Origin of the sequence: Nocardiopsis xinjiangensis YIM 90004, from assembly GCF_000341145.1 — a bacterium.
In the GTDB taxonomy this organism is placed as follows: Bacteria; Actinomycetota; Actinomycetes; order Streptosporangiales; family Streptosporangiaceae; genus Nocardiopsis; species Nocardiopsis xinjiangensis.
Genome location: NZ_ANBE01000045.1, coordinates 24,828 through 46,202, shown reverse-complemented (window position 1 = coordinate 46,202; position 21,375 = coordinate 24,828). Strand labels below are relative to the sequence as shown.

23 protein-coding genes, 1 tRNA gene and 1 riboswitch are annotated in these 21,375 nt (G+C 70.4%); of the genes, 9 read left to right on the top strand and 15 right to left on the bottom strand.

Annotated features, from left to right (window positions below; all coding sequences use genetic code 11):
• Positions 1-49 precede the first annotated feature (49 nt).
• Positions 50-940 carry a DUF4429 domain-containing protein gene (locus D473_RS0119950; protein WP_017610814.1) on the bottom strand — a complete coding sequence of 297 codons (891 nt, stop codon included), beginning with the start codon at positions 938-940 and terminating at the stop codon, positions 50-52.
• A gap of 183 nt (positions 941-1,123) precedes the next feature.
• Here D473_RS0119950 and D473_RS0119945 point away from each other — a divergent pair, with 183 nt between their 5' ends.
• Both D473_RS0119945 and D473_RS0119940 read left to right on the top strand, forming a co-directional pair.
• Positions 1,124-2,839 carry an AMP-binding protein gene (locus tag D473_RS0119945; RefSeq protein ID WP_017610813.1) on the top strand — a complete coding sequence of 572 codons (1,716 nt, stop codon included), beginning with the start codon at positions 1,124-1,126 and terminating at the stop codon, positions 2,837-2,839.
• A 201-nt stretch (positions 2,840-3,040) separates the two neighbouring features.
• Complete coding sequence (locus D473_RS0119940; protein WP_017610812.1) at positions 3,041-4,096, top strand: 3-deoxy-7-phosphoheptulonate synthase; 1,056 nt, start codon at positions 3,041-3,043, stop codon at positions 4,094-4,096.
• 118 nt (positions 4,097-4,214) lie between these two features.
• On the opposite strand, the gene D473_RS0119935 is transcribed toward D473_RS0119940, so the two are convergent.
• The 3 genes from D473_RS0119935 to D473_RS0119925 all read right to left on the bottom strand — a co-directional run bounded on the left by D473_RS0119935 (position 4,215) and on the right by D473_RS0119925 (position 7,021).
• Complete coding sequence (locus tag D473_RS0119935; RefSeq protein ID WP_017610811.1) at positions 4,215-5,423, bottom strand: metal-dependent hydrolase family protein; 1,209 nt, start codon at positions 5,421-5,423, stop codon at positions 4,215-4,217.
• A gap of 65 nt (positions 5,424-5,488) precedes the next feature.
• The gene (locus tag D473_RS0119930; protein ID WP_017610810.1) at positions 5,489-6,088 is read right to left on the bottom strand and encodes a class I SAM-dependent methyltransferase; all 600 of its coding nucleotides are present in this window, start codon (positions 6,086-6,088) and stop codon (positions 5,489-5,491) included.
• A 30-nt stretch (positions 6,089-6,118) separates the two neighbouring features.
• A complete protein-coding gene (locus D473_RS0119925) occupies positions 6,119-7,021 on the bottom strand; it encodes a penicillin-binding transpeptidase domain-containing protein (protein WP_017610809.1) in 903 nt (300 codons plus the stop codon).
• Between the two features lie 201 nt (positions 7,022-7,222).
• Positions 7,223-7,324: riboswitch (glycine riboswitch) on the top strand.
• Positions 7,325-7,471: 147 nt separating this feature from the next.
• Between D473_RS0119925 and gcvT the strand changes: the two genes are divergently transcribed.
• The 4 genes from gcvT (at position 7,472) to D473_RS0119905 (ending at position 11,831) form a co-directional block, all read left to right on the top strand.
• Positions 7,472-8,584, top strand: a complete 1,113-nt coding sequence (gene gcvT / locus D473_RS0119920) for a glycine cleavage system aminomethyltransferase GcvT (protein ID WP_017610808.1) — start codon at positions 7,472-7,474, stop codon at positions 8,582-8,584.
• 59 nt (positions 8,585-8,643) lie between these two features.
• A complete protein-coding gene (gene gcvH, locus D473_RS0119915; RefSeq protein ID WP_017610807.1) occupies positions 8,644-9,024 on the top strand; it encodes a glycine cleavage system protein GcvH in 381 nt (126 codons plus the stop codon).
• Between the two features lie 7 nt (positions 9,025-9,031).
• On the top strand, positions 9,032-10,300 hold the full coding sequence (locus D473_RS0119910) for a serine hydroxymethyltransferase (protein WP_017610806.1): 1,269 nt from the start codon (positions 9,032-9,034) through the stop codon (positions 10,298-10,300).
• A gap of 118 nt (positions 10,301-10,418) precedes the next feature.
• Complete coding sequence (locus D473_RS0119905) at positions 10,419-11,831, top strand: L-serine ammonia-lyase (RefSeq protein WP_017610805.1); 1,413 nt, start codon at positions 10,419-10,421, stop codon at positions 11,829-11,831.
• Between the two features lie 63 nt (positions 11,832-11,894).
• Here D473_RS0119905 and amaP read toward each other — a convergent pair whose 3' ends face one another.
• From amaP to purU, 8 genes are all read right to left on the bottom strand, one after another.
• Positions 11,895-12,485, bottom strand: coding sequence for an alkaline shock response membrane anchor protein AmaP (amaP, locus tag D473_RS0119900; protein ID WP_193373300.1), 591 nt, complete (start codon positions 12,483-12,485; stop codon positions 11,895-11,897).
• Positions 12,486-12,487: 2 nt separating this feature from the next.
• Positions 12,488-13,096 (bottom strand): DUF6286 domain-containing protein, encoded by a 609-nt coding sequence (locus D473_RS0119895; protein ID WP_017610803.1) that lies wholly within the window; start codon positions 13,094-13,096, stop codon positions 12,488-12,490.
• A 1-nt stretch (position 13,097) separates the two neighbouring features.
• Complete coding sequence (locus D473_RS0119890) at positions 13,098-13,487, bottom strand: Asp23/Gls24 family envelope stress response protein (RefSeq protein WP_017610802.1); 390 nt, start codon at positions 13,485-13,487, stop codon at positions 13,098-13,100.
• The gene (locus D473_RS27755; protein WP_017610801.1) at positions 13,488-13,661 is read right to left on the bottom strand and encodes a hypothetical protein; all 174 of its coding nucleotides are present in this window, start codon (positions 13,659-13,661) and stop codon (positions 13,488-13,490) included.
• Between the two features lie 34 nt (positions 13,662-13,695).
• Positions 13,696-14,010, bottom strand: a complete 315-nt coding sequence (locus D473_RS0119880) for a hypothetical protein (protein WP_017610800.1) — start codon at positions 14,008-14,010, stop codon at positions 13,696-13,698.
• Between the two features lie 2 nt (positions 14,011-14,012).
• Positions 14,013-14,471 (bottom strand): Asp23/Gls24 family envelope stress response protein, encoded by a 459-nt coding sequence (locus tag D473_RS0119875; RefSeq protein WP_017610799.1) that lies wholly within the window; start codon positions 14,469-14,471, stop codon positions 14,013-14,015.
• 71 nt (positions 14,472-14,542) lie between these two features.
• Complete coding sequence (locus D473_RS0119870; protein WP_017610798.1) at positions 14,543-14,746, bottom strand: CsbD family protein; 204 nt, start codon at positions 14,744-14,746, stop codon at positions 14,543-14,545.
• Between the two features lie 279 nt (positions 14,747-15,025).
• The gene (gene purU, locus D473_RS0119865; protein ID WP_017610797.1) at positions 15,026-15,910 is read right to left on the bottom strand and encodes a formyltetrahydrofolate deformylase; all 885 of its coding nucleotides are present in this window, start codon (positions 15,908-15,910) and stop codon (positions 15,026-15,028) included.
• Between the two features lie 176 nt (positions 15,911-16,086).
• On the opposite strand from purU, the gene D473_RS0119860 reads away from it, so the two are divergent.
• On the top strand, positions 16,087-17,322 hold the full coding sequence (locus D473_RS0119860; protein ID WP_017610796.1) for an amino acid deaminase/aldolase: 1,236 nt from the start codon (positions 16,087-16,089) through the stop codon (positions 17,320-17,322).
• A gap of 94 nt (positions 17,323-17,416) precedes the next feature.
• On the opposite strand, the gene D473_RS0119855 is transcribed toward D473_RS0119860, so the two are convergent.
• Positions 17,417-17,818 (bottom strand): DUF3618 domain-containing protein, encoded by a 402-nt coding sequence (locus D473_RS0119855; RefSeq protein ID WP_017610795.1) that lies wholly within the window; start codon positions 17,816-17,818, stop codon positions 17,417-17,419.
• A gap of 20 nt (positions 17,819-17,838) precedes the next feature.
• Positions 17,839-18,981: a CDP-alcohol phosphatidyltransferase family protein gene (locus tag D473_RS0119850; protein WP_017610794.1), complete on the bottom strand. Its 1,143-nt coding sequence runs from the start codon at positions 18,979-18,981 to the stop codon at positions 17,839-17,841.
• Between the two features lie 337 nt (positions 18,982-19,318).
• Between D473_RS0119850 and bcp the strand changes: the two genes are divergently transcribed.
• Both bcp and D473_RS0119840 read left to right on the top strand, forming a co-directional pair.
• Positions 19,319-19,801 (top strand): thioredoxin-dependent thiol peroxidase, encoded by a 483-nt coding sequence (gene bcp / locus D473_RS0119845; protein WP_017610793.1) that lies wholly within the window; start codon positions 19,319-19,321, stop codon positions 19,799-19,801.
• A 99-nt stretch (positions 19,802-19,900) separates the two neighbouring features.
• Positions 19,901-19,978, top strand: a tRNA-Leu gene (locus D473_RS0119840).
• Between the two features lie 68 nt (positions 19,979-20,046).
• Here D473_RS0119840 and D473_RS0119835 read toward each other — a convergent pair.
• Positions 20,047-21,333: a serine/threonine-protein kinase gene (locus D473_RS0119835; protein WP_083918049.1), complete on the bottom strand. Its 1,287-nt coding sequence runs from the start codon at positions 21,331-21,333 to the stop codon at positions 20,047-20,049.
• Between the last annotated feature and the right edge of the window lie 42 nt (positions 21,334-21,375).

The window sequence follows — 21,375 nt, the reverse complement described above, 5'->3', positions numbered from 1 at the left end:
GATGTGCGGGCGCGGGCCCGCGCCGGTTCGGCCGTGCGGCCCCGGATGCTCAGATGCGGGCGAGGAGCTCGGCCTTCTTGGCGGCGAACTCCTCGTCGGTGACCAGCCCCTCGTCGCGCAGCCGTCCGAGCTCGCGGATCTTGGCGAAGACCGCCTCCCCGTTGTCACCGCCGGCGGTCTCGGCGGCCTCGGGCAGTTCGGGCACGTGGCCCTCCGCGGCCCCGTCCCCGGCCAGGTGGGCGTTGACGGTGGCGGCCATGAGGAGGGCCTCCTCGTTGCCCTTGGCGCCGTGGGTCGCGAGGGTGAAGAAGTCGTGGCTGATGTCGGTGGCCTCGGGGATGGTGACCCCGCGCAGCACGATCCGCAGCCACCCCTCGCTGAGGTCCACGGGCGGATACCAGGCGGCCCGCTCGATCTCCGACAGCGGGTACTCGCGGTACTCCTCGGTCTGTTTGGCGGTACTGGCGAAGAAACCGTCCCAGGTCAGGCGCACACGGGAACCGTCGAAGACCGCGCGCCCCTCCCCCGCGCGGGCGTGGAACGGCAAACGCGCGACCAGCCCTCGGGAGACCGCAGCGGTGTCGGGGCGCTCCGCCGTCTCCCGTTCCATCCGTGCGGAGGCGGAGATCTGATCGGCGAAGTACTCCGCGATCAGTTCCTTGTCGTGGGCGCCGGTGAGCAGCAGCGGGGTGAGGTCTTCGCTCTCGGGGGCGCCCAGAGCCGCGTAGGGGTCGGCGCCGTCGGCGAGGCGCAGACGCATACGCCAGCCCTGCTTGCGGTCGCCGCGGTCGAAGTCGACGTCCGCGACCGCCGCCAGGGGCACCGTGCACGAGCCCAGGGCCTTGAGGAGGGCGGGCACGCGGCGTCCACCGGAAAAGGTCAACCGGACCTCCTCCGGGCCCAGCCGCCAGGTTCCGTGTCGTCCGCGCAGCTCCTCCATGGGCGACATCCTACGGCGAGCGGGCGGACCCCACATCCCCGGGCCCGGCGCCCCGGCCGTCGCCTCCTGCGGCAAGCGTCACCGGTTCCGTTCCCGGGTAGGAACACCCGCACGGTCCGTCCGGGCGGGGCACGGTCATGCACGTCCACGGCGCCCCGTCCCAGTGATCCGGAGGGCGAAGCGATGTCGAACGAAACCTCCGCGAGTGCGGCGGAGTTCCGCGCCGCGCGTGACCTGCTCCTGGAACTGCGTCTGGAGCAGGCCACCGCGCACCACCGATTCACCTGGCCCCGGACCGACGAGTTCAACTGGGCGATCGACCATTTCGACGAGGTCGCCGAACGCCGCCCCGACCGCACCGCGCTGTGGATCCTCGAGGAGGACGGCTCCCACGAGCGCTACACGTACAGGCACATGTCGGAGCGTTCCAACCAGGTCGCGAACTGGCTGCACTCGCAGGGGGTGCACGCAGGCGACCGGATCATGCTCATGCTCGGCAACCAGGTGGAGCTGTGGGAGTGTGTGCTCGCCGCCCTCAAGCTCGGCGCGGTCCTGTGCCCGACACCGGTCGCCCTCACCGAAACCGACCTCGTGGACCGCCTCGACCGCGGGGAGATCTCCCACGTGATCTGCGGTCCGCCCGAGACGGAGAAGTTCGCCGGGCTGAACGGCCACTGGACCCGCATCTGCGTGGGTTACATGGAGGGCTGGCTCAGTTACGCCGACTCCGAGTACGCGGGGCTGGAGTTCCATCCCCCCGAGCGCGTGGAACCCGACGACCCGTTCCTCATCTACTTCACCTCGGGGACCACGGCGCTGCCGAAGCTGGTCATGCACAGCCGCGTCTCGTACCCGGTCGGGCACCTGTCGACGATGTACTGGCTGGGGGTTCGGCCCGGTGACGTGCACCTGAACATCTCGGTACCCGGGTGGTCCAAGCACGCCTACAGCAGTGTGTTCGCGCCCTGGAACGCAGAGGCGACGGTGATGGTCCTCAACCACCTCAGGTTCGACCCCGTGCGCCTGCTGGACGAGCTCGTCGACCGCGGGGTGGACACCCTGTGCGCACCCCCGACGGTGTGGCGCATGCTCGCGGACCAGGACATGGCCTCCCGCGACGTGCAGCTGCGCGAGGTCCTCTCCGCGGGCGAGCCGCTGACCGCAGAGGTCGTGGAGAAGGTGCGCGCGGCATGGCATCTGACGGTGCGCGACGGGCTCGGCCAGACGGAGACGACGATGCTGGTCGGCAACGCTCCCGGCCAGGTCGTGGTGCCGGGTTCGATGGGTCACGCCCTGCCCGGTTACGACGTGGTGCTCCTGGACCAGGAGACCGGGGAACCGGCCGGGGACGGGGAACCGGGTGAACTGTGCATCGACCTCGAACGGGGACCGACCGGGGTGATGCAGAGCTACGTCGACGACATGGTGCTCTCGCACCGGGCCACCCGGGGCGGGATCTTCCGCACGGGCGACATCGCGGTCCGGGGCGAGGAGGGGTACCTCACATACGTGGGTCGCACGGACGACATGTTCAAGGCCTCCGACTACCGAATCTCACCATCTGAGCTGGAGCGTGCGCTGTCGGAGCACCCGGCCGTGGCGGAGGTGGCGGTGGTTCCTTCCCCCGATCCGCTGCGTTTGTCGGTGGTCAAGGCTTTCGTGGTCCCGGCCGACGGTGTGGCCGCGGACGAGGCGACCGCACGCTCCGTCCTGGAGTACTCGTGGGAGCGGTTGTCCCCGTACAAGCGGGTACGACGTCTGGAGTTCACCGAACTGCCCAAGACGGTCTCGGGTAAGATCCGGCGGGTGGAACTACGGCGCGCGGAGGCCGACCGCGGGCACGTCGTCGACGGGTCCCGCAACCGCCACGAGTTCTGGGAAGAGGATCTCGCGGACTGACCGATCGGCTCCCCCCGATGAACGGACGCCCCGAACGTCTCACTCTGTGAAACGCGGGGTCCCGGTCGCCCGGCCGGAATCGGCAGCGCCTTCACAGCGTCCACTCCAGACAGCGTCATTCCAATGAGTGCGGGAGGTCCTGCCGGTGCGCCGTGGCCCGGTACGGACCCCCCGTGACACGCGTACCGAGGGGAAGGCAGCATGCCGAGCACGAACGACACCAGGGTGGCCAGCTACCAGCCGCTCATCGCCCCCAAGGACCTGCTGGCCGAGCTCCCCCTGGGCGCCGAGAGCAGTGCCCTGGTGGCCGATTCCCGCACCGAGATCAAGCGGGTGCTGGACGGCGAGGACGACCGTCTCCTGGTGGTGGTGGGCCCGTGCTCGGTGCACGACCCCGCCTCGGCGATGGACTACGCCCGGCGGCTGAAGGCCTTCGTGTCGTCGGTGCGCGACGAGCTGTGCGTGGTCATGCGGGTCTACTTCGAGAAGCCCCGCACGACCGTGGGGTGGAAGGGCCTGATCAACGACCCGGCCCTGGACGACACCTACGACGTGCACCGCGGCCTGCGCACCGCCCGCAAGTTGCTGCTGGACATCAACGAGCTGGGCCTGCCCGCGGGCACCGAGTTCCTCGACCCGATCACCCCGCAGTACATCGCCGACGTCGTCTCCTGGGGCGCGATCGGTGCGCGCACCACGGAGAGCCAGGTGCACCGCCAGCTGAGCAGCGGCCTGAGCACCCCGGTCGGGTTCAAGAACGGCACCGACGGCGACGTGCAGGTGGCCGTGGACGCCGTGGGTGCGGCTGCGGCCTCGCACACGTTCTTCGGTGTGGACCCGCGCGGCGCCGGTTCGGTCGTGGTCACCGACGGGAACCCGGACGGCCACGTGATCCTGCGCGGCGGCCGCGGCGGCCCCAACTACGGTCCCGAGTCCGTGGGCCAGGCCCTGGACGTCATCGAGGGCGCCGGACTGGCCCGCCGTCTGATGATCGACGCCAGCCACGCCAACAGCGGCAAGGACCACAAGCGCCAGCCGGGTGTGGCGGCCACCATCGGTGAGCAGCTCGCCGGGGGTGAGAACGGCATCGTCGGTGTGATGCTGGAGAGCTTCATCGAGGAGGGCAGCCAGAAGCTCGGCGACCCCGCTGAGCTGGCCTACGGCCAGTCCATTACCGACAAGTGCATGGGTTGGGACACCACCGAGAGCGTGCTCTCGGACCTGGCCGAGTCGGTGCGCCGGCGCCGCAAGGCCTGACCGGCCGACACGGTGGCCGCAACCTCCCGGAACCCGGGGTGTTGCGGCCACCATCAGAACCCGGGGCCGCCCGGAGCGCCCTCACGTGCGGGTCCGGGCCCACGGTGCGGACGAACGGTCAACGGGTGTCCTTGACGGTCTCCCCGCCCTGCAGCACGAGCTTCACACGGTCCGGGTCGCCCAGGAGCGAGACGTCGGCCAACGGGTCGCCGTCGCACACGACCAGGTCTGCGAGTTTTCCGGCCTCCACGGTTCCGACACGGTCGGCGGCACCGACCAGTTCCGCTGCGTCTCGGGTGCCCGCCACGATCGCGGCCATCGGGGAGAGCCCGACCGAGACGAGCTGGGTGAGTTCGCGCAGGTTGCGGCCGTGCTCGGAGATCCCCGCGTCCGTACCCAGGGCCACGCGCACACCGCGCTCGACGGCATGGGAGACACGGCGGTAGGTCTCCTCGGTCAGCGCGCGCTTGGTGTCGACGGCCTTCTGCGACATGAGGTGGAGACGGTCCTCGAAGTAGAACGTGCTGAGGGTGGGCACGAGGAACGTCCCGCGCTCCAACATCAGGTCGATGCCCTCGTCATCGATGAGGTAACCGTGCTCGATGCTGGCCGCCCCGCCGCGCACGGCGTTGCGGANCCCGCGCCCCCCGCCGTGTCCGGCGGTCTCGGCGACGATCGCGGCGATCTCCTCCTCCGTGAGGCCTTCGTCGGTGGGACCGTCGGAGGGGCTGGTCAGGCCACCGGTGGCGCAGACCTTGATGACGTCGGCACCCTCGCGCACCAGTCTGCGGGTGGCGACCACGGCTTCCTGCGGGGAGTCGGCGATCTCCACGCAGGTGTGGTCGCAGTCGTGCGGGTTCTGGCCGGAGGGCAGGGTGAAGTCGGCGTGCCCGCCGGTGTGGCTCATCAGGCGCAGCGCCATGTTCATGCGCGGCCCCCGCACGAGGCCGTGTTCCTGGGCCGTCCTGAACCCGGCGTCGGCACCGCCGAGGTCGCGCACCGAGGTCACCCCGGCCTCCAGGGTGCGGCGCATGCGGTCGCCCGACTCGAACGCGTGCAGGCTGCGTGGGACCGACGCGTTGTTGGCCGCCAGGTCCTTACCGCTCTCGAACCCGATGTGCACGTGGGTGTCCACGAACCCGGGCAGCACGGTGCGCCCGCCGAGGGGGATCTCGAGGTCGCCGGGTCGGGCCTGCGGGCCCTGCGCGCGCGGTCCCGCGTGGACGATGGTGCCGCCCTCGACCACGATCACCGCGTCGGCCACGGGCGCGGCCCCGGTCCCGTCGATGAGGGTGAGGTCGCGGTAGAGGGTCCTGGTGGCGGTCATGGACAGCTCCTCCTTCGGGTGGGTGTCGGCGGCCGGACCCGGAGCGGGCCGGGGACCACCATGCATCAATCAGCGATGCGGCGGAACCGGTACCACTTCGGCGAGGTCCTGTTCATCGGCCATCCCATGCCGGAGGTTTCCGCGTCCTCGGCCGAGAGGAGCTCCCATCCCGGGAGCGCGGCCTCGATCTCCGCCCGGGAGGCGCCCTCGACCATCCACTGGTACCGCGACGGCCCGAAGGCGAGCATCAACAGGCCGGCGCCCCGCTCGGCCAGCGCCCTCACCCCCCGCCCCTCCGCGGCCCGTTGTTCGCGGCCGAGCCCCTGGAAACAGCCGATGTCGAGAAAGAAATCGAATGTGCCCAGGCCGGCCGACTCGAGGTCGGTCACGTCCCCCACGACGTAGGTGATCTCTGCCGGGCCCTTGCGCCGAGCGGCCTCGACGGCCTCCGGAACGATGTCGACGCCCACCGCTTCCCACCCGTTCCGGACCAGTTCGGGGGTGAACTGCCCGCGTCCGCAGCCGAGGTCCAACGCCCGCCCGGGACCGGCCGAGAGCTCTCGCACCTCGCGGGCGAGCAAGGCGTCGAGTTGCGCCCCGCTCGTGGCACCGGGGCGCTCCCACGGGGTGAGGCCGAGACGGTACATCCACGCGTATTTGGCCATGGCTCCATGTCGGGTCGGGCCGCGCGACCGTCAGGCCGGGAGCACGTCCAGTTCGGCGAGGAGTTCACGCCCGAGGGGTTCGCGCAGCTCCATCTGTTCCTGCCCGCCGTCCTCCAGGCGCAGCGCGAAGGTGTGCAGGCTCTCCTGGCCCTCGATCCAACCGACCCACCAGCCCGGGGACCGGTCGGTCTCGGCGTTCCAGCCCTCGGTGGCGTACAGGGAGCGGCCCTGGTCCTGTTCGCGCAGCACGACCTCGTGCAGGGCCTGCTGGTGCTCGGCCTGCACCGGCAGTTCGGCGCGCGCCAACCCGGCGAGGAACACCGTCTGTTCCAGCGGCGAGATCTCCAGCGGGCCCTCCAACCAGTCCTGGCCGTCCCCGTTCTCGTCGTCCATGGCACGGTTGCCGTAGTCGAACCGGTCCACCCACGTGTGCAGGTCCTGGGAGCCCATCCGTTCGGCGAGCTCGCGCTGCACGGCCACCTCGGAGCCGGGCAGGGCCTCGCGCAGGCTCGTGGCACCGCCGGAGCCGCCGTGCTCGACCTCCTCGTCGACGTCGGCGACCTCACCTGTCTCCAGAGCCACGAGACTGTTGACCAGCTCGAAGGTCGGGCCGGGAACCGAACGTTCGCGGGCCAGGTCCGAACCCACGACCGTGGACGTCCCGTTGTGGGCGTCGTGCAGGACGAAAGTGCCCTCCACACCGGCCTCGTCGAAGACCGTCTCCAGATCGTCGCGCTTCTCGGTGGGTACGTCGCCGCGGCCCGTCTGGCTCACGTCGGCGGAGTTCTCCCTCTCGTCGGGCTCCGACCCGTCCGCGGAGCATGCCATCGCGGCCATGACGGTGAGGGCACCGGCCGCGGCCAGTCCCCCGCGCATGCGGGCGATCGGTCGGCGGACAACCGTCGGTCCCCGGCTCCCGGTCTCGGTACGCACAGGCCACCCCTTCGAATCGATGGGCTCTGTCCTCGGGACACGCTAACCGCTCTCCCCCTCCCGCAGGGGTGGATTCCTGTCGCTATCTGCGTGTCACCCACGACCGGAACCGTTCCTCCCGGGCGTGTTCCCGAGGTGCCTCGATCAGCGGTGGTCGGCCTTGGGCCGCCAAGGCGCCGCTGCTACGCTGAACCACGTTGCTGACCCCGTACGGGAGAGTGTCCGAGCACCCAGCTCGGGCCGCCGAAGGAGCAATCCTCCCCGACTGACAACCTCTCAGGCACACCGGACCGTGCGGGCGAGACCACTCTGGAAAGCAGGGGCCGAGATCGGGCCCTCGCCGAAGGTGCAAGTCCACGCCGCGCGCGGGCGAAGCTCTCAGGCACCGATGACAGAGGGGGAGGATGGCAACGCCACACACGCCAGACGCCCATCCTCTCGGGAGTGCCCATGTCAGAGTCTCCGGACGAACCGCGCACCACGGTCCTGCACGACGTGCACGAGAGCGCGGGCGCCACCCTCGTCGACTTCGCAGGCTGGCTGATGCCCCTGCGCTACGGGAGCGAGACCGCCGAGCACAAGGCCGTACGCGAGGCCGCCGGCCTGTTCGACCTCTCCCACATGGGTGAGATCCGTGTGAGCGGACCGCAGGCGGCCGCGGTGATGGACCACGCGTTCGTCGGTTTCCTGTCCAAGACCAAGATCGGCCGGGCCCGGTACACGATGCTCACCGGCACCGACGGCGGGGTCCTGGACGACCTCATCGTCTACCGCCTCGGCGAGGAGGAGTACCTCGCCGTGGCCAACGCCGTCAACGCAGACGTGGTCGCCTCCGCCCTCGCCGAACGTGCCGAGGGTTTCGACGCCCTGGTCGAGGACGAGTCCTCCCAGTACTCCCTCATCGCGGTCCAGGGTCCGCGCGCCGCCGAGATCCTGGCGCCCCTCACCGACGCAGACCTCGAGCAGATCCGCTACTACGCCGGGTACGAGCACACCGTCGCGGGTGTGCCGGTCCTGCTCGCCCGCACCGGCTACACCGGTGAGGACGGGTTCGAGATCTTCGTGAAGCCCGCCGAGCACGCCACCGGCATCTGGGCCGCGCTCGTGGAGCAGGGTGCCGACCAGGGCCTGGTGCCCGCCGGGCTCTCGGCCCGCGACACCCTGCGGCTGGAAGCCGGCATGCCTCTGTACGGGCAGGAACTCTCCCCGGAACTGACCCCCTACGACGCCGGTCTCGGCCGGCTCGTGAAGCTGGAGAAGGACGAGTTCGTGGGACGGTCCGCTCTGGAGGAGGCCTCCCGCAACACCCGTCCCCGCCGCCTCATCGGTCTGGTCTCCCGCGGACGCCGTCCCCTGCGCAGGGACCAGCAGGTCCTGCGCGACGGCGAACCCGTGGGCGCCCTCACCAGCGGCGCGCCCTCCCCCACCCTGGGCCGTCCCATCGCCATGGCCTACGTGGACAGTGAACTCGACACGGCGACCGGCACGTTCACCGTGGACGTACGCGGCCGCGGTGAGGCCGTCGACGTGGTCGAGCTGCCGTTCTACCGTCGCGATACCTGACCGGGATCGCGGCACACGGAGCACGGCAGAAGTCAGAAAGCACTCCAAGGAGAGTTGAAGTGAGCGTTCCCACGGAGCTGGGTTACACCGCCAAACACGAGTGGGTCCTCGTGCAGGACGGGGTCGCCACCGTCGGCATCACCTCGTTCGCCACCGAGTCCCTCGGGGACATCGTCTTCGTCGAGGTGCCCGAGGTCGGCACCGAGGTCACGCTCGACGACCCCGCGGGCGAGGTGGAGTCCACCAAATCCGTCAGCGACATCTATTCGCCCGTCAAGGGTGAGGTCGTGGAGATCAACGAGACCCTGGAGGACTCCCCCGAGACGATCAACTCCGCCCCCTTCGGGGACGGGTGGCTGTTCCGGGTCCGCATTTCGGAGGACCCCACCGGACTGCTCTCCGCCGAGGAGTACACGAAGCTGACCGAAGGTGAGGAATAAGCCGAGTATGGCTAGCGACAACACACTCGATCAGTCGTTGAGCGAGCTCGACCCCGAGATCTCCGCAGCGGTGGACGCCGAGCTGGCGCGCCAGCGCGACACCCTGGAGATGATCGCGTCGGAGAACTTCGCTCCCCAGGCGGTCCTGGAGGCACAGGGCACCGTCCTGACCAACAAGTACGCCGAGGGTTACCCCGGCAAGCGCTACTACGGCGGCTGCGAGAACGTCGACGTCGTCGAGCAGCTCGCGATCGACCGCGCCAAGGAGCTGTTCGGCGCCGAGTACGCCAACGTGCAGCCCCACTCGGGAGCACAGGCCAACACGGCCGTCTACTTCAAGCTGCTCTCCCCCGGCGACACCATCCTGGGGCTGGACCTGGCGCACGGCGGTCACCTGACCCACGGGATGAAGATCAACTACTCCGGTAAGATCCTCGACCCCGTGGCCTACCACGTGCGCGAGGAGGACGGCACCGTCGACTACGACGAGGTCGCCCGCCTGGCCGAGGAGCACCGGCCGAAGATGATCGTGGCCGGTTGGTCCGCCTATCCCCGCCAGCTGGACTTCGCGCGGTTCCGGGAGATCGCCGACAGCGTCGGTGCGCTGCTCATGGTCGACATGGCCCACTTCGCCGGCCTGGTCGCCGCAGGGCTGCACCCCAACCCGGTGCCCTACGCCGACGTGGTCACCACCACCACGCACAAGACGCTCGGCGGCCCGCGCGGCGGCATGATCCTGGCCAAGGCCGACCTGGGCAAGAAGCTCAACTCCGCTGTCTTCCCGGGGATGCAGGGCGGACCGCTGGAGCACGTCATCGCCGCCAAGGCCGTCTCCTTCAAGGTCGCTGCGAGCGAGGCCTTCGCCGAGCGCCAGCGCCGTACCGTCTCGGGTGCCCGCATCCTGTCCGAGCGCCTGACGCGCCCGGACATGGCCGAGGTGGGCGTCAAGGTCCTGACCGGAGGAACCGACGTCCACTTGGCGCTGGTCGACCTGGTCGGCTCCGAGATCAACGGCCAGGAAGCCGAGGACCGCCTGCACGAGGTCGGCGTGACGGTCAACCGCAACGCGGTGCCCAACGACCCGCGCCCGCCCATGGTCACCTCCGGGCTGCGTATCGGTACCCCGGCGTTGGCCACCCGCGGCTTCGACGACGAGGACTTCGCCGAGGTCTCCGACGTCATCGCCGAAGCCCTCAAGCCCGAGTTCGACGCCAAGGGGCTGCGGGCCCGCGTCGAGGCGCTCACCATCAAGCGCCCGCTCTACCCCAACCTGTAGAGCTCCGGGTGTGTTCGGCGGACACCGGCCGAAGGCGTCCGCCGAACACTCTCCCGCCGTGCGGGGTCCGCCGATCCCGCACGGCCCGACGCCACTGTGCTCAATGAGGAGGACGGCCATGGCGATCAGCGCGTTCGACCTGTTCACGATCGGGATCGGCCCCTCGAGTTCGCACACGGTCGGCCCCATGCGGGCCGCCCGCACCTTCGCCGCCGCACTCGCCGAGAGTGAGCAGGCCGGTCGGGTGCGGCACGTGCGGGCCGAGCTGTACGGTTCCCTGGCCCAGACCGGCAAGGGCCACGGCAGCGACACCGCCGTCGTACTGGGTCTGATGGGGCACACCCCCGAACAGGTCGACGTGGACGCCGTCCCCGACCTGGTGGCACGCGCCCGTGAGGAACGCCGGGTGCGTCTGGGCGGCCCGCAGGGACCGGAGGCCGGCTTCGACCCGGCCGTGGACGTGGAATTCCGCCGCAAGGAGAGCCTGCCCGAGCATCCCAACGGGATGCGGTTCGTGGCATGGGACGAGCACGGCACCGAGGTCACCGCGAAGGTCTACTACTCCGTGGGCGGCGGGTTCGTCGTGGACCAGCGCGAGGCCGGCGCCGACCGCATCAAACCCGACGACACGGTGGTGCCGTACCCCTTCGACACGGCGGCACAGCTGCTGGAGCTCTGCTCGGCGACGGGCATGTCCATCAGCTCGATCATGCTCGCCAACGAGCAGGCCTTCGGGCGCACCCCCGAGCAGATCCGTACCGAACTCCTGGAGATCTGGACCGCCATGCGCCTGTGCGTGCGGCGCGGGGTCACCACCGAGGGCAGCCTGCCGGGCGGGCTCAAGGTTGCACGGCGCGCCCACCGCCTCTACCGGCAACTGGGCGGCCAGTGCGACAAGGACGGACTGCTGGCGCCCACGGCCCCCGACCCCGACCCGATGCGCGGCAGCGACTGGATCACCCTGTACGCGCTGGCGGTCAACGAGGAGAACGCCGCCGGGGGCCGTGTGGTGACCGCGCCGACCAACGGAGCGGCCGGGATCGTCCCGGCGGTGCTCCACTACTACCTGCACTTCAGCCCCGGTGGGGACGACGAGGGCGCGGTCCGGTTCCTGTTGACCGCGGCGGCGATCGGCATCCTGTTCAAGCAGAACGCCTCGATCTCCGGCGCGGAGGTCGGTTGCCAGGGCGAGGTGGGTTCGGCCTCCTCCATGGCAGCGGCCGGCCTCGCCGAGGTCCTGGGCGGCACCCCCGCGCAGGTGGAGAACGCGGCGGAGATCGCCATGGAGCACAACCTCGGGCTGACCTGCGACCCCATCGGCGGTCTGGTGCAGGTGCCGTGCATCGAACGCAACGCGCTGGCGTCGGTGAAGGCGATCAGCGCCGCCCGGATCGCATTGCGCGGCGACGGGAGCCATTTCGTGTCACTGGACAAGGTCATCAGGGTGATGCGCGACACCGGCCGGGACATGCACGACAAGTACAAGGAGACCTCGCGCGGGGGCCTGGCCGTGAACGTCATCGAGTGCTGAGCGCGCCCGGGACGGGAAAAGCCCCGAGGCGAGAGCCCCGGGGCCGGTACCGGTCCGGACGCCTCAGGCCAGACTGCGCCGTGTGTGGCGGGTCGGGGCCGTCATCGACATCCGCACCACGGCCGGGACCTCCTCCAGCCCCAGGGACCGGCGCAGGTCCGCCAGCGCGTTGCCGCGCACCCGGTGCCAGACCTGGGCGACGTCGGCGTCCTCGTCCAGCGTCAGGGCCAGGCGCAGGTGCGGATGGTGCGCCGACTCGGTCAGATGGGCACGGGCCCGGCGCACCCCCGGATAGTCTGCGACCTCGCTCTCGACCACGTCGCTGACCACGCCCTCGTCGACCAGGACCCGGCCCTGGCCCCCGCCTTCCAGGGACAGGCGCCGTACCGTGTCGTGGATGCCCTGCGACATGAGCCAGCGCAGTGCGAGGAAGGCCGCCACGAAGGCGACCGCCACGGCCACGTAGGGAACCCACTGCTGCGTGAGCACCTCCTGCGCCGTCTCGCCGAGCAGGGCCTGCCCCGCCGGTCCGGCCCCGAAGAACCCCTGGCCGGCAGCCAGAGCAGCCAGGCCGGCCACCAGGAGCACGGCGCCGACCACGGCCAGCCCCCACCGGTTGCCGCGTGCCGAGCGGCGGTATCTGTCCCTGGCCATGGTCACCCCTCCGTGTAACGGACGTCGGTGTTGATCCGCATGTTGCGCAAAGGAGCGAGTTCGGCCAGCCGGTGTTCCACGGCCTCGGTCACCCGGGCGGGCAGGTCCGCGGAGTCTCGCAGCCCGGTCCGGACGTGGACACGCAGCCGGTTGCCGCGCACGGTCACGTCCGCACCGTCGACCCCGCTCACGCCCTGGGCGGCCGCGGCGACGGCACGGCGCAGGGCCGGCCGGGTCAGGCCGACCACCAGGGCGGGATCGTCGGTCCGCAGCGCGGTCCAGTGCCCGCTTCCCGGAGCGAGGGCGAGCACGATGAGCATGAGCCCGATCAGCGACAGGACCGCCGAGGCGATCTGCACCGAGGGCTCGGACCAGGTCGTGGTCCCGGCGTACCCCGTGGCGCCGCCCACCGGGATCAGGCGCAGTGGGGTGCCGGCCAGGGCCGCGATGACCTCGGCCGCCGACACCACGGCGAGCACCAGGACGACGGTCCCGGTGATGACGGCCGGCCAGGAGCGGCGCGGCCGGAAGGTGTGCACTGCGACGCGCCGCGCACGGCGTGCGTCGGCGCTCTGATCGGGGCGGCCCAGGGCCTCTTCAACGGTGGTCATGTCAGCGCACCATCTCCACGATCTCGATGTCGATGTGGTGGACCCGCGAACCGGTCAGATGCTCGACACGGTCACGGACGCGCTCGCGCACCCGTGCCGCGGTCTCGCGGACCGGTTCGGGATAGCGGACGCCGATCCGCAGTCGTAGGAGGACGGCCTGACCGCTGACGCGGACACGGGACGCGCGGTGCCGGGGTGTGGTGACCCCTGCGACCTCGCGCGCCGCGCAGGCCGCCGCCTTCTCGATGACGGTCGGCACGATGTCCACACGCCCGCCGGGGTCGCGTCCCTCCGGCGGGCGTGCGTGCCGACCCTGGGTCAGTTCCCGTTCCTCCCCCCGCCGCTGCAGGGGCACGGTCTCGGTCTGTACGTGCGCCACGGCCACACCCACCTAGGCCGAGCGCCGGCTGAAGAGTTCGGCGAGGTCGACCTCGCCCTCCATGGCGCGCCCGGCAACGAAGCCGATCACCCCGAGCACAAGGACCAGGGCGAAGGCGACGAATCCCCCGAACGCCCCGGCCAGCCCGAGCACCGTCCCGAAGGCCAGTCCGACGATGGGCCACATGGCTCCCCCTCTTGCAGTGTTGGTGTCCGGCTCCTCAGCCGCCGGACCGGGCGCCGCCGGGGCCGACGACCACGTCCTCCACCGACACGTGGACGATGCGGTCGCCGGCGAGCGGGGCGAGTCGCCTGCGGAGTTCGGCGGAGATCTCCAGCAATGCCCTGCCGTAGCGGACGACCACCCCGACCTCGATCTCCGTCGGCCGGACGGCCACGCCCCCCACGATCCCGCCCGGGACGGGTGTGGCCAGGGTCGAGAAGCCGCCGACGGACAGTTCCACGACGTCGGGATGGCCCGCGACGGCGTCGGCGACGCGCCGGGCGATGTTCTCCGGGGTCTCGTCGTCGCGCACGACTACTGGACCCTCGGCTCGGACTCGGGTTCTTCGTCGTCGTCGGGAAGGTGGATGTCGTCGACGTTGATGTTGATCTCGGTGACCTCCAGGCCCGTCATGCGCTCGACCGCCTGGCTGACGTTGCGGCGCACGGCCGAGGCCAGGTCCTGGATGGCGGCGCCGTACTCGACGACGAGGTCGATGTCGACGGCGGCTTGGCGTTCGCCGACCTCCACGGAGACACCTCTGGAGACGGCTCCGGCGTCGCTGCTGCGGGTGACGGCGTCACGCACGGCTCCGACCGCACGCGCAGTACCGCCGCCCATGGCGTGGACCCCGCCGATCTCACGGGCGGCCATCCCGGTGATCTTGGCGACCACCCCGTCGGCGATGTTGGTCTGGCCGCCCTCCTCGCGGCCGCCTCCGCGTGTGCCCTCACGGGCAGTGGGCACCTTGCCTTCGCTCTTGACGTCCGACACTGGCTCCCCCTCGACAGTGTGTGGTGACGGGACCGGGGCCCCGCCACCCCCTCTCACACGGATCCGAACATTCAGCGCTTCTTGAAGGCGTCGCGGGCCTTCTCGGCAACGTTGTCGGCGGCTTCCTCGACCTTCTCCTTGGCCTGTTCCGCCTTCTCCTTGGCCCCGGACTTGGCCTGGTCGGCCTTGCCCTCGGCCTCCTTGCCGTGATCCCCGGAGACCTTCCCGAGAGCTTCCTTGCCCTTGCCGGCGGCCTCGTCGAAGTCCTTGCCCATGAGTTCCCCCTCCCGGACCTATGTCCGTGGGTGTGGACCGAAAACCGGTATCCCGACCTTTGGAGCAGGTCGAAAACAACGGTCAGATCACACCATATACATACTCTATGTAGCCGACAAGGCACTTCGAGAGAGGTTTTCCTGGTCAAAGCAGGTAACGGCAGTACCATCCTTGCCCCAAAAGTGCGCCGGGAACCCCCGTTGGCCCCGAAAACGAAAGGGGCACCCATGGGTGCCCCTCAACGTGTCCGAAACCCGATCAACCCGGTTCGGCGCGGCTCAGTCGAACACGACCGTCTTCTCCCCGTTCAAGAGCACGCGGCGCTGCGCATGCCAATTCACCGCCCGTGCCAGTGCGACCGACTCCAGGTCGCGTCCGATGGCAGTGAGCTGCTCGGGGCTGTGGGTGTGGTCGACCCGGGAGACCTCCTGCTCGATGATGGGCCCCTCGTCCAGGTCGGCGGTGACGTAGTGGGCCGTGGCACCGATGAGCTTGACCCCGCGCGTGTGCGCCTGATGGTACGGACGGGCGCCCTTGAAGCTCGGGAGGAAGGAGTGGTGGATGTTGATGATGCGGCCCGACATCTTCGTGCACAGCTGCTCGGACAGGACCTGCATGTACCGGGCCAGGACCACCAGGTCCACGTCGTAGCTCTCGACCAGCTCCAGCAGGCGTGTCTCCTGCTCGCGCTTGTTCTCAGGTGAGATCGGCAGGTGGTGGAAGTCCACCCCGTAGGACTCGGCGAGGAACTCCAGGTCCGGGTGGTTGGAGACCACCGCGACGATGTCCACGTCCAGCAGGCCGCTGCGGTGCCGGTAGAGCAGGTCGTTGAGGCAGTGCCCGAACCTGGAGACCATGACGATCACCTTCGGGCGGGTCTCGCGCGGGCTCAGGGCCCACTCGACGACCGAACCGTTCCGGCCCCCGAAGTCTCCGGCCAGGCCCGCGAAGGCACCGCGCAGGGTGTCCCCGTCGGTGGCTTCCCCCTCGCGCGCCTCGGCGACGAACTGCATCCGCAGGAAGAACCGGCCGGTGTAGTGGTCGCCGTACTGCTGGCTCTCGGTGATGTTGCACCCGTGATCGGAGAGCAGATTGGCCACGGCGGCCACGATGCCCCGGCTGTCGGGGCAAGCGAGGGTCAGGACGTATTCACACTCACTCAACGGAAAGCACCACTCCAGGTAAGGGACGGCCGAACAGCCAAGACTTCCCAGGGTATCGGCCTGCAAGGCCCCACCGGGGTGGTCAGCAGCGTTCGACCGGCCACACCGCACCCCCGGCCCCGGAACCGGAACTCCGGGAAATGTGAAGGCAATTCATGTTCTGGCATGCTCGAGTCATGACAAGTCCGCGTCAGAGCTACGAGAGCGCCACGCGCGACCTCGACCCTCCCTTCGCCGCGGTGGACCTGGCCGCCTTCCGCGCCAACGCCGCCGACCTGACCCGCCGCTCCCACGGACGTCCCATCCGCGTGGCCAGCAAGTCCGTGCGCTGCCGTGACCTGCTGCGTACCGTCCTCGGCCTGCCCGGCTACCAGGGCGTCATGGCCTTCACCCTGCCCGAGGCCCTGTGGTTGGCCACCGACGACGACAGCGGCCGCGGCCCCGTCAGCGACGACGTCCTGATCGCCTACCCCACGGCCGACCGCCGCGCCCTGGCCGAGCTCGCCCGCTGTCCCGAGGCGGCCCGCTCCGTCACCCTCATGGTCGACGACACCGCCCACCTCGATCTGATCTCCGCAGCAGCCGCCGAGGCCCGTGGCGAGGGCGTCGAGGTCCCACCCCTTCGTGTGTGCCTGGACATCGACACCAGCTGGCAGCCCCTCGGACCGGCCCTGCGCATCGGCAGCTACCGCTCCCCCGTACGCACCCCCGCCCAGGCCGCCGCGCTCGCCCGCGCCGTCGTGGCCCGCCCCGAGCTCGAGCTCGACGGCATCATGGCCTACGAGGCCCAGATCGCGGGTGTGGGCGACGCTCCCCCGGGCCGCCCCCTGTACGCGCGCCTGCTCAGAGCCGTGCAGCGAAGATCCGCGGTGGAGCTGGCCAAGCGCCGCGCGGCCGTCGTGGACGCCGTCCGCCGGGTCGCCGACGTGCGCTTCGTCAACGGAGGTGGGACCGGAAGCCTGCACTCGACCGGCCGCGAGAAGGCCGTCACCGAGCTCGCCGCCGGCTCCGGCCTGTACCAGCCCCACCTGTTCGACCACTACCGGGCCTTCAACGGTCGCCCCGCCGCGCTCTTCGCACTGCCCGTGGTCCGCCGCCCCGCACCGGGTGTGGCCACCGCGCTGGGGGGCGGTTACCCCGCCTCCGGCCCCTCGGACCGGCACCGCGCGCCCGTACCGCACCTGCCCGCCGGGCTGTCCCTCTCCGCCGACGAGGGCGCCGGCGAGGTCCAGACCCCGCTGAAGGGGGCGGCAGCCCGGGACCTGGCCGTCGGCGACCGGGTGTGGCTGCGCCACGCCAAGGCCGGTGAACTGTGCGAGCGCTTCGACCGCCTGCACCTCATCGACGCCGACACCGGGACCTACGTGCGCTCGGCCCCCACCTACCGGGGCGAGGGCCAAACGTTCCTCTGAGGTCCGCACACCACGAGGGCGCCGGATCCGCACGGGATCCGGCGCCCTCGTGGCCGTGACCGGGCGGGCCCGCCTGCGACCGGCCCGGAACGGATCACTTGCGCTTGCGGCGCACGGCCCAGGCCACTACGCCGACGGCGACGACCGTACCGACGCCGGCCGCGAGGATGACCGCCTCGGGGGGAAGCCGGCCACGCGACTGGTAGGTGGTGATGACCTCCTCGTCGCCCTTGACGACGATGGAGCCCTCCTCCGGCTCGACCAGGCGGCTCTCCAACCGGACCGCCCCGCCGCCCAGGACCAGGGCCCGGGCCTCGTCGACCAGCCGAGCACCGCGCTCCCGTGCCTTGCCGAGCTGGCGGCGGGCGATGTTGCCCGGACGGGCCGCTTCCTCCAACGCGTCCAGGGTCTCGGCGAACTGGCGTTGTTCGCGGTCGATCTCCGCCTGGATCTCGGCAGGGGTCTGGCGCGGCTCGATGGTCTCGCTTGACGACATGGGGTTTCCCTCTACTTCCTCTAGCGCAGGGATGCCTGAGAGTCCGAGTCCGAGCCGGTCTCCCGGCCTTCCTCCTCCGCGCCGTCGGACGGACCGGAGAATCTCAGCGCGCCGTCGATTCCGTCGACCACACGGAAGAAGTCCCGCGTGGACAACCACAGTTTATAGATGATGGCGATCTCGAACGCGAGGAGCAAAACGCCCGATACAGCAGTGATCCACACGATGGAGGACGGACCGAACAGACCCGCGGCCAAGGGCGCGAACACGAAGACCGCCATCTGGAACTCGATGCCCCCGAAGAGGTGGGTGCGCACCCGGCGGGCGTTGAGGGCGGCCCAGAACCGCTGGTACCAGGGGAAACGGTCGCGGAACTCCTGATGCAGGTCGACCTTGGGCAGCGTCATGTCGGGCTGCTTGCCGGCCCGGCGGCTGTTGCGGGTCTCGCGCTCGCTGTGGCTGCGCAGGATCTGCTCCAGAACCGCGATGCCGTGCCGCAGGACCGCCTGCTCGCCACCGTCGCTCATCGTGCGGTCGCCGCTCCCGGTGGCCTCGGCGGTCTCCTGCTCGGCCTCGCGCCCGCTCTCGCTCTCGGGCGGCTCCAGCATCGACAGGGTGGCGCGCGCCCGCTCCAGAGCGGCGGCCAGGTGTGAACGCATCTCCCGGCGCACCTTGTAGACCTGCAGCGCGTTGAGGTAGCGCAGCATGTCGAGGAAGACCACCGCCAGCGCCAACCACACGAACCACACGGGTGGAGCACCCGGTTCCTGCTGGGAAGCGACGACGTACTGTCCGCCCATGAGCGCGACCGCGCAGACCAGGACCCGGAACCGGTCGGAGACGTAGTCCATCCAGGAGCCGAACAGTGTCTCGGTGCCGGTGATACGGGCGAGTTTGCCGTCGACGCAGTCCAGGAGGAAACACAGGTAGTACAGGAGGGCACCCAGCACCAGGAAGTACCAGTAACCGAGTGCGAAGCACACCGCCGCACCGAGCCCCAGGAAGAGCGCGGCCACCGTCACCTGGTTCGGTGTGACCGAGGTCCGGTTGGCGAGCAGGCGCACGGTCCGCACCGCGATCGGGTCCGCGAGGTGCACCGTCCACCAGGAGTCGCGCTCCTTGAGGGTACGTTCCCTCACCTCGTCGAGTGTGTGTCCAGGCATCGTCGCCAACTACTCCCAATGCGAAGCGGATGTGTTCGGTCCGGCGGCCGCACGCCGCCGGAAGAGAGCTGCCGCCCGGCCGGACCCCGCACCCGCACCGCGTCGGGTCAGGAACGGGTCGACCGAAAGTACGGGTCCGGTCAACGATAGGTGATCCCGCGAACGGTCATCTCCCCGGTCAGGGAACCGAACCGCAATCGCAACCCGGACCGGCCCTCCCGGGGGCGCGGCCGTTCTCTCCCCGCCCCCGCGCACCGGGCCGCGGCCGACCTCCTAGGCTTGGCCCCGTGACACGCGGGTGGCGGGGGCCACCCGACCAGAGCAGAGGGGAACACACATGAGCGGTCCGATCCGCCTCCAGCCCGGCGACCAGGCCCCGGACTTCACGCTGAACGACGCCGACGGCAAGCCCGTCACCCTCAGCCAGGTCCTGGCCGAGACCGGCAAACGCGTCGTGCTCTACTTCTACCCGGCCGCCATGACCCCCGGGTGCACCACACAGGCCTGCGACTTCCGCGACAACCTGCGTGAGTTCGAGTCCGCGGGGACGACCGTCCTCGGCATCTCCCCCGACAAGACGGGCAAGCTCGAGGAGTTCCGCGACAAGGAAGGGCTGACCTTCACCCTCCTGGGCGACCCCGGCAAGGAGACGCTGAGCGCCTACGGGGCCTTCGGGGAGAAGAAGAACTACGGCCGCCTCGTCCAGGGCGTCATCCGCTCCACGGTCGTCGTCGGCACCGACGGCAAGGTCGAGAAGGCCTTCTACAACGTGAAGGCCACCGGCCACGTCGACCGCCTCAAGCGCGACCTGGGTCTGTGATCCGGTCCCCGCGGGGCCTCGGACCCACTGTCCTGGACCCGCTCAACGGTGGGACGGGGCGCTCCCCGAGGCCCTGCGGAGGGGTACAGTTGTGCCGACGGGGCCGTAGTCCAACCGGCAGGAGACGGCAGCTTTAGGTGCTGTACAGTGCGGGTTCGAATCCCGCCGGCCCCACCACGGCCGCACAGGCGCGCGAGCACCTCGCGCGCCTGACCCGTTTCCGGGACCTGTGCTCTCGGACCCGGTCAGCGCCCCAGCAACGCCCACAGCACGATCGCGAGCAACACGACCACCCCGAGGGCGACGGCGAGCACGACCGGGAGTTTGCTCCGATGGTCGGCGTGCCGTCCCGAGCTGGTCAATCCCAGGGTGTCGGTGGACTCCCGGATCGAGGTCATGATCGAGTTCATCGCCTCGGGGCTGTGCCGCAACCGTTCGTTGATGGACTCCGCGAGCACGTGCGCACCGGCCCGGAAGTGTTCCTTGGCCTGCTCACGGGCGGACTCGTGCTCCTCGGCCTGGGGCCCGGCCGGACGCGGCTCGGCCGGGGCCGGGGCGTGCTCGGCGCTCTTCTCGTCGGTCTGGGGCGCCCACGGGGCCAGCGCGGCGATCCGCAGCATCTTCGTGGCGTTCTCCGCAGTCAGGCGCTCGGACGGCTCGACCTTGAGCAGGCCGGCCAGCACCGGGGCCAGGGGACCCGCGTTGGTGGCTTCCGCGGGCTCGTCCAGTTCGGCCTGGCGCAGGATCTTGATGTAGCCCTTGCGGTCGTAGGGCGGCTGGCCCTGCACCGCGGTGTAGAGGGTCGCGCCCAGGGACCACAGGTCGGTCTCGGGTCCCAGGGGACCGGCCTTGGCCCGCTCCGGCGAGATGTAGGCCGGCGAACCGATGATGCGGCCCGAGGAGCTGAGCGCGGACTCACCGTTCCAGGCGGCCAGGCCGAAGTCGGTGAGCACGACGCGCCCCTCGGCGCTGATCATGACGTTCTCGGGCTTGACGTCGCGGTGGACGATGCCCTCGTTGTGGGCGACCTTGAGCGCGTCGATGAGCTGCAGGCCGATCTCGGCCACCCGCTGGTAGGGCAGCGGTCCGCCGAGCGTGATCAGCTCCTCCAAGGTGGAGGCCTCGACGAGCTCCATGACGATCCACGGGCGCTCGTCCTCGTCGACGACGTCGAGGACGGTCACGAGGCTGGGGTGGGTGAGCCGCCCGGCCACACGGGCCTCGCGCGTGGTGCGCCGCAGCAGGGACTCGCGCTCGTTGCGCCCCATGTCTGCGGGGATACGCAGCTCTTTGACCGCTACCTCGCGGTCGATGATCAGATCGATGGCGCGCCAAACGGTACCGACGCCGCCGCGGGCGATCTCGGAGACGAGCTGGTAGCGGCCCTTGAGCAGGCGGGGTTCGGGGGCCTGGGGCCCGCCCGCGGTCTCGTCAGCGCTGATGGCCGCCTCCGGCTCTTCGGGGGCGGCTGACGCCTCTGACCTCTGGGTGTGAGGGTTGTCTAGGGAGGACACGGTTATCCACGGGTCCATTCACCGGCCATGGTGGCCTCCTGCGGAGCGTTACTGTCGCCG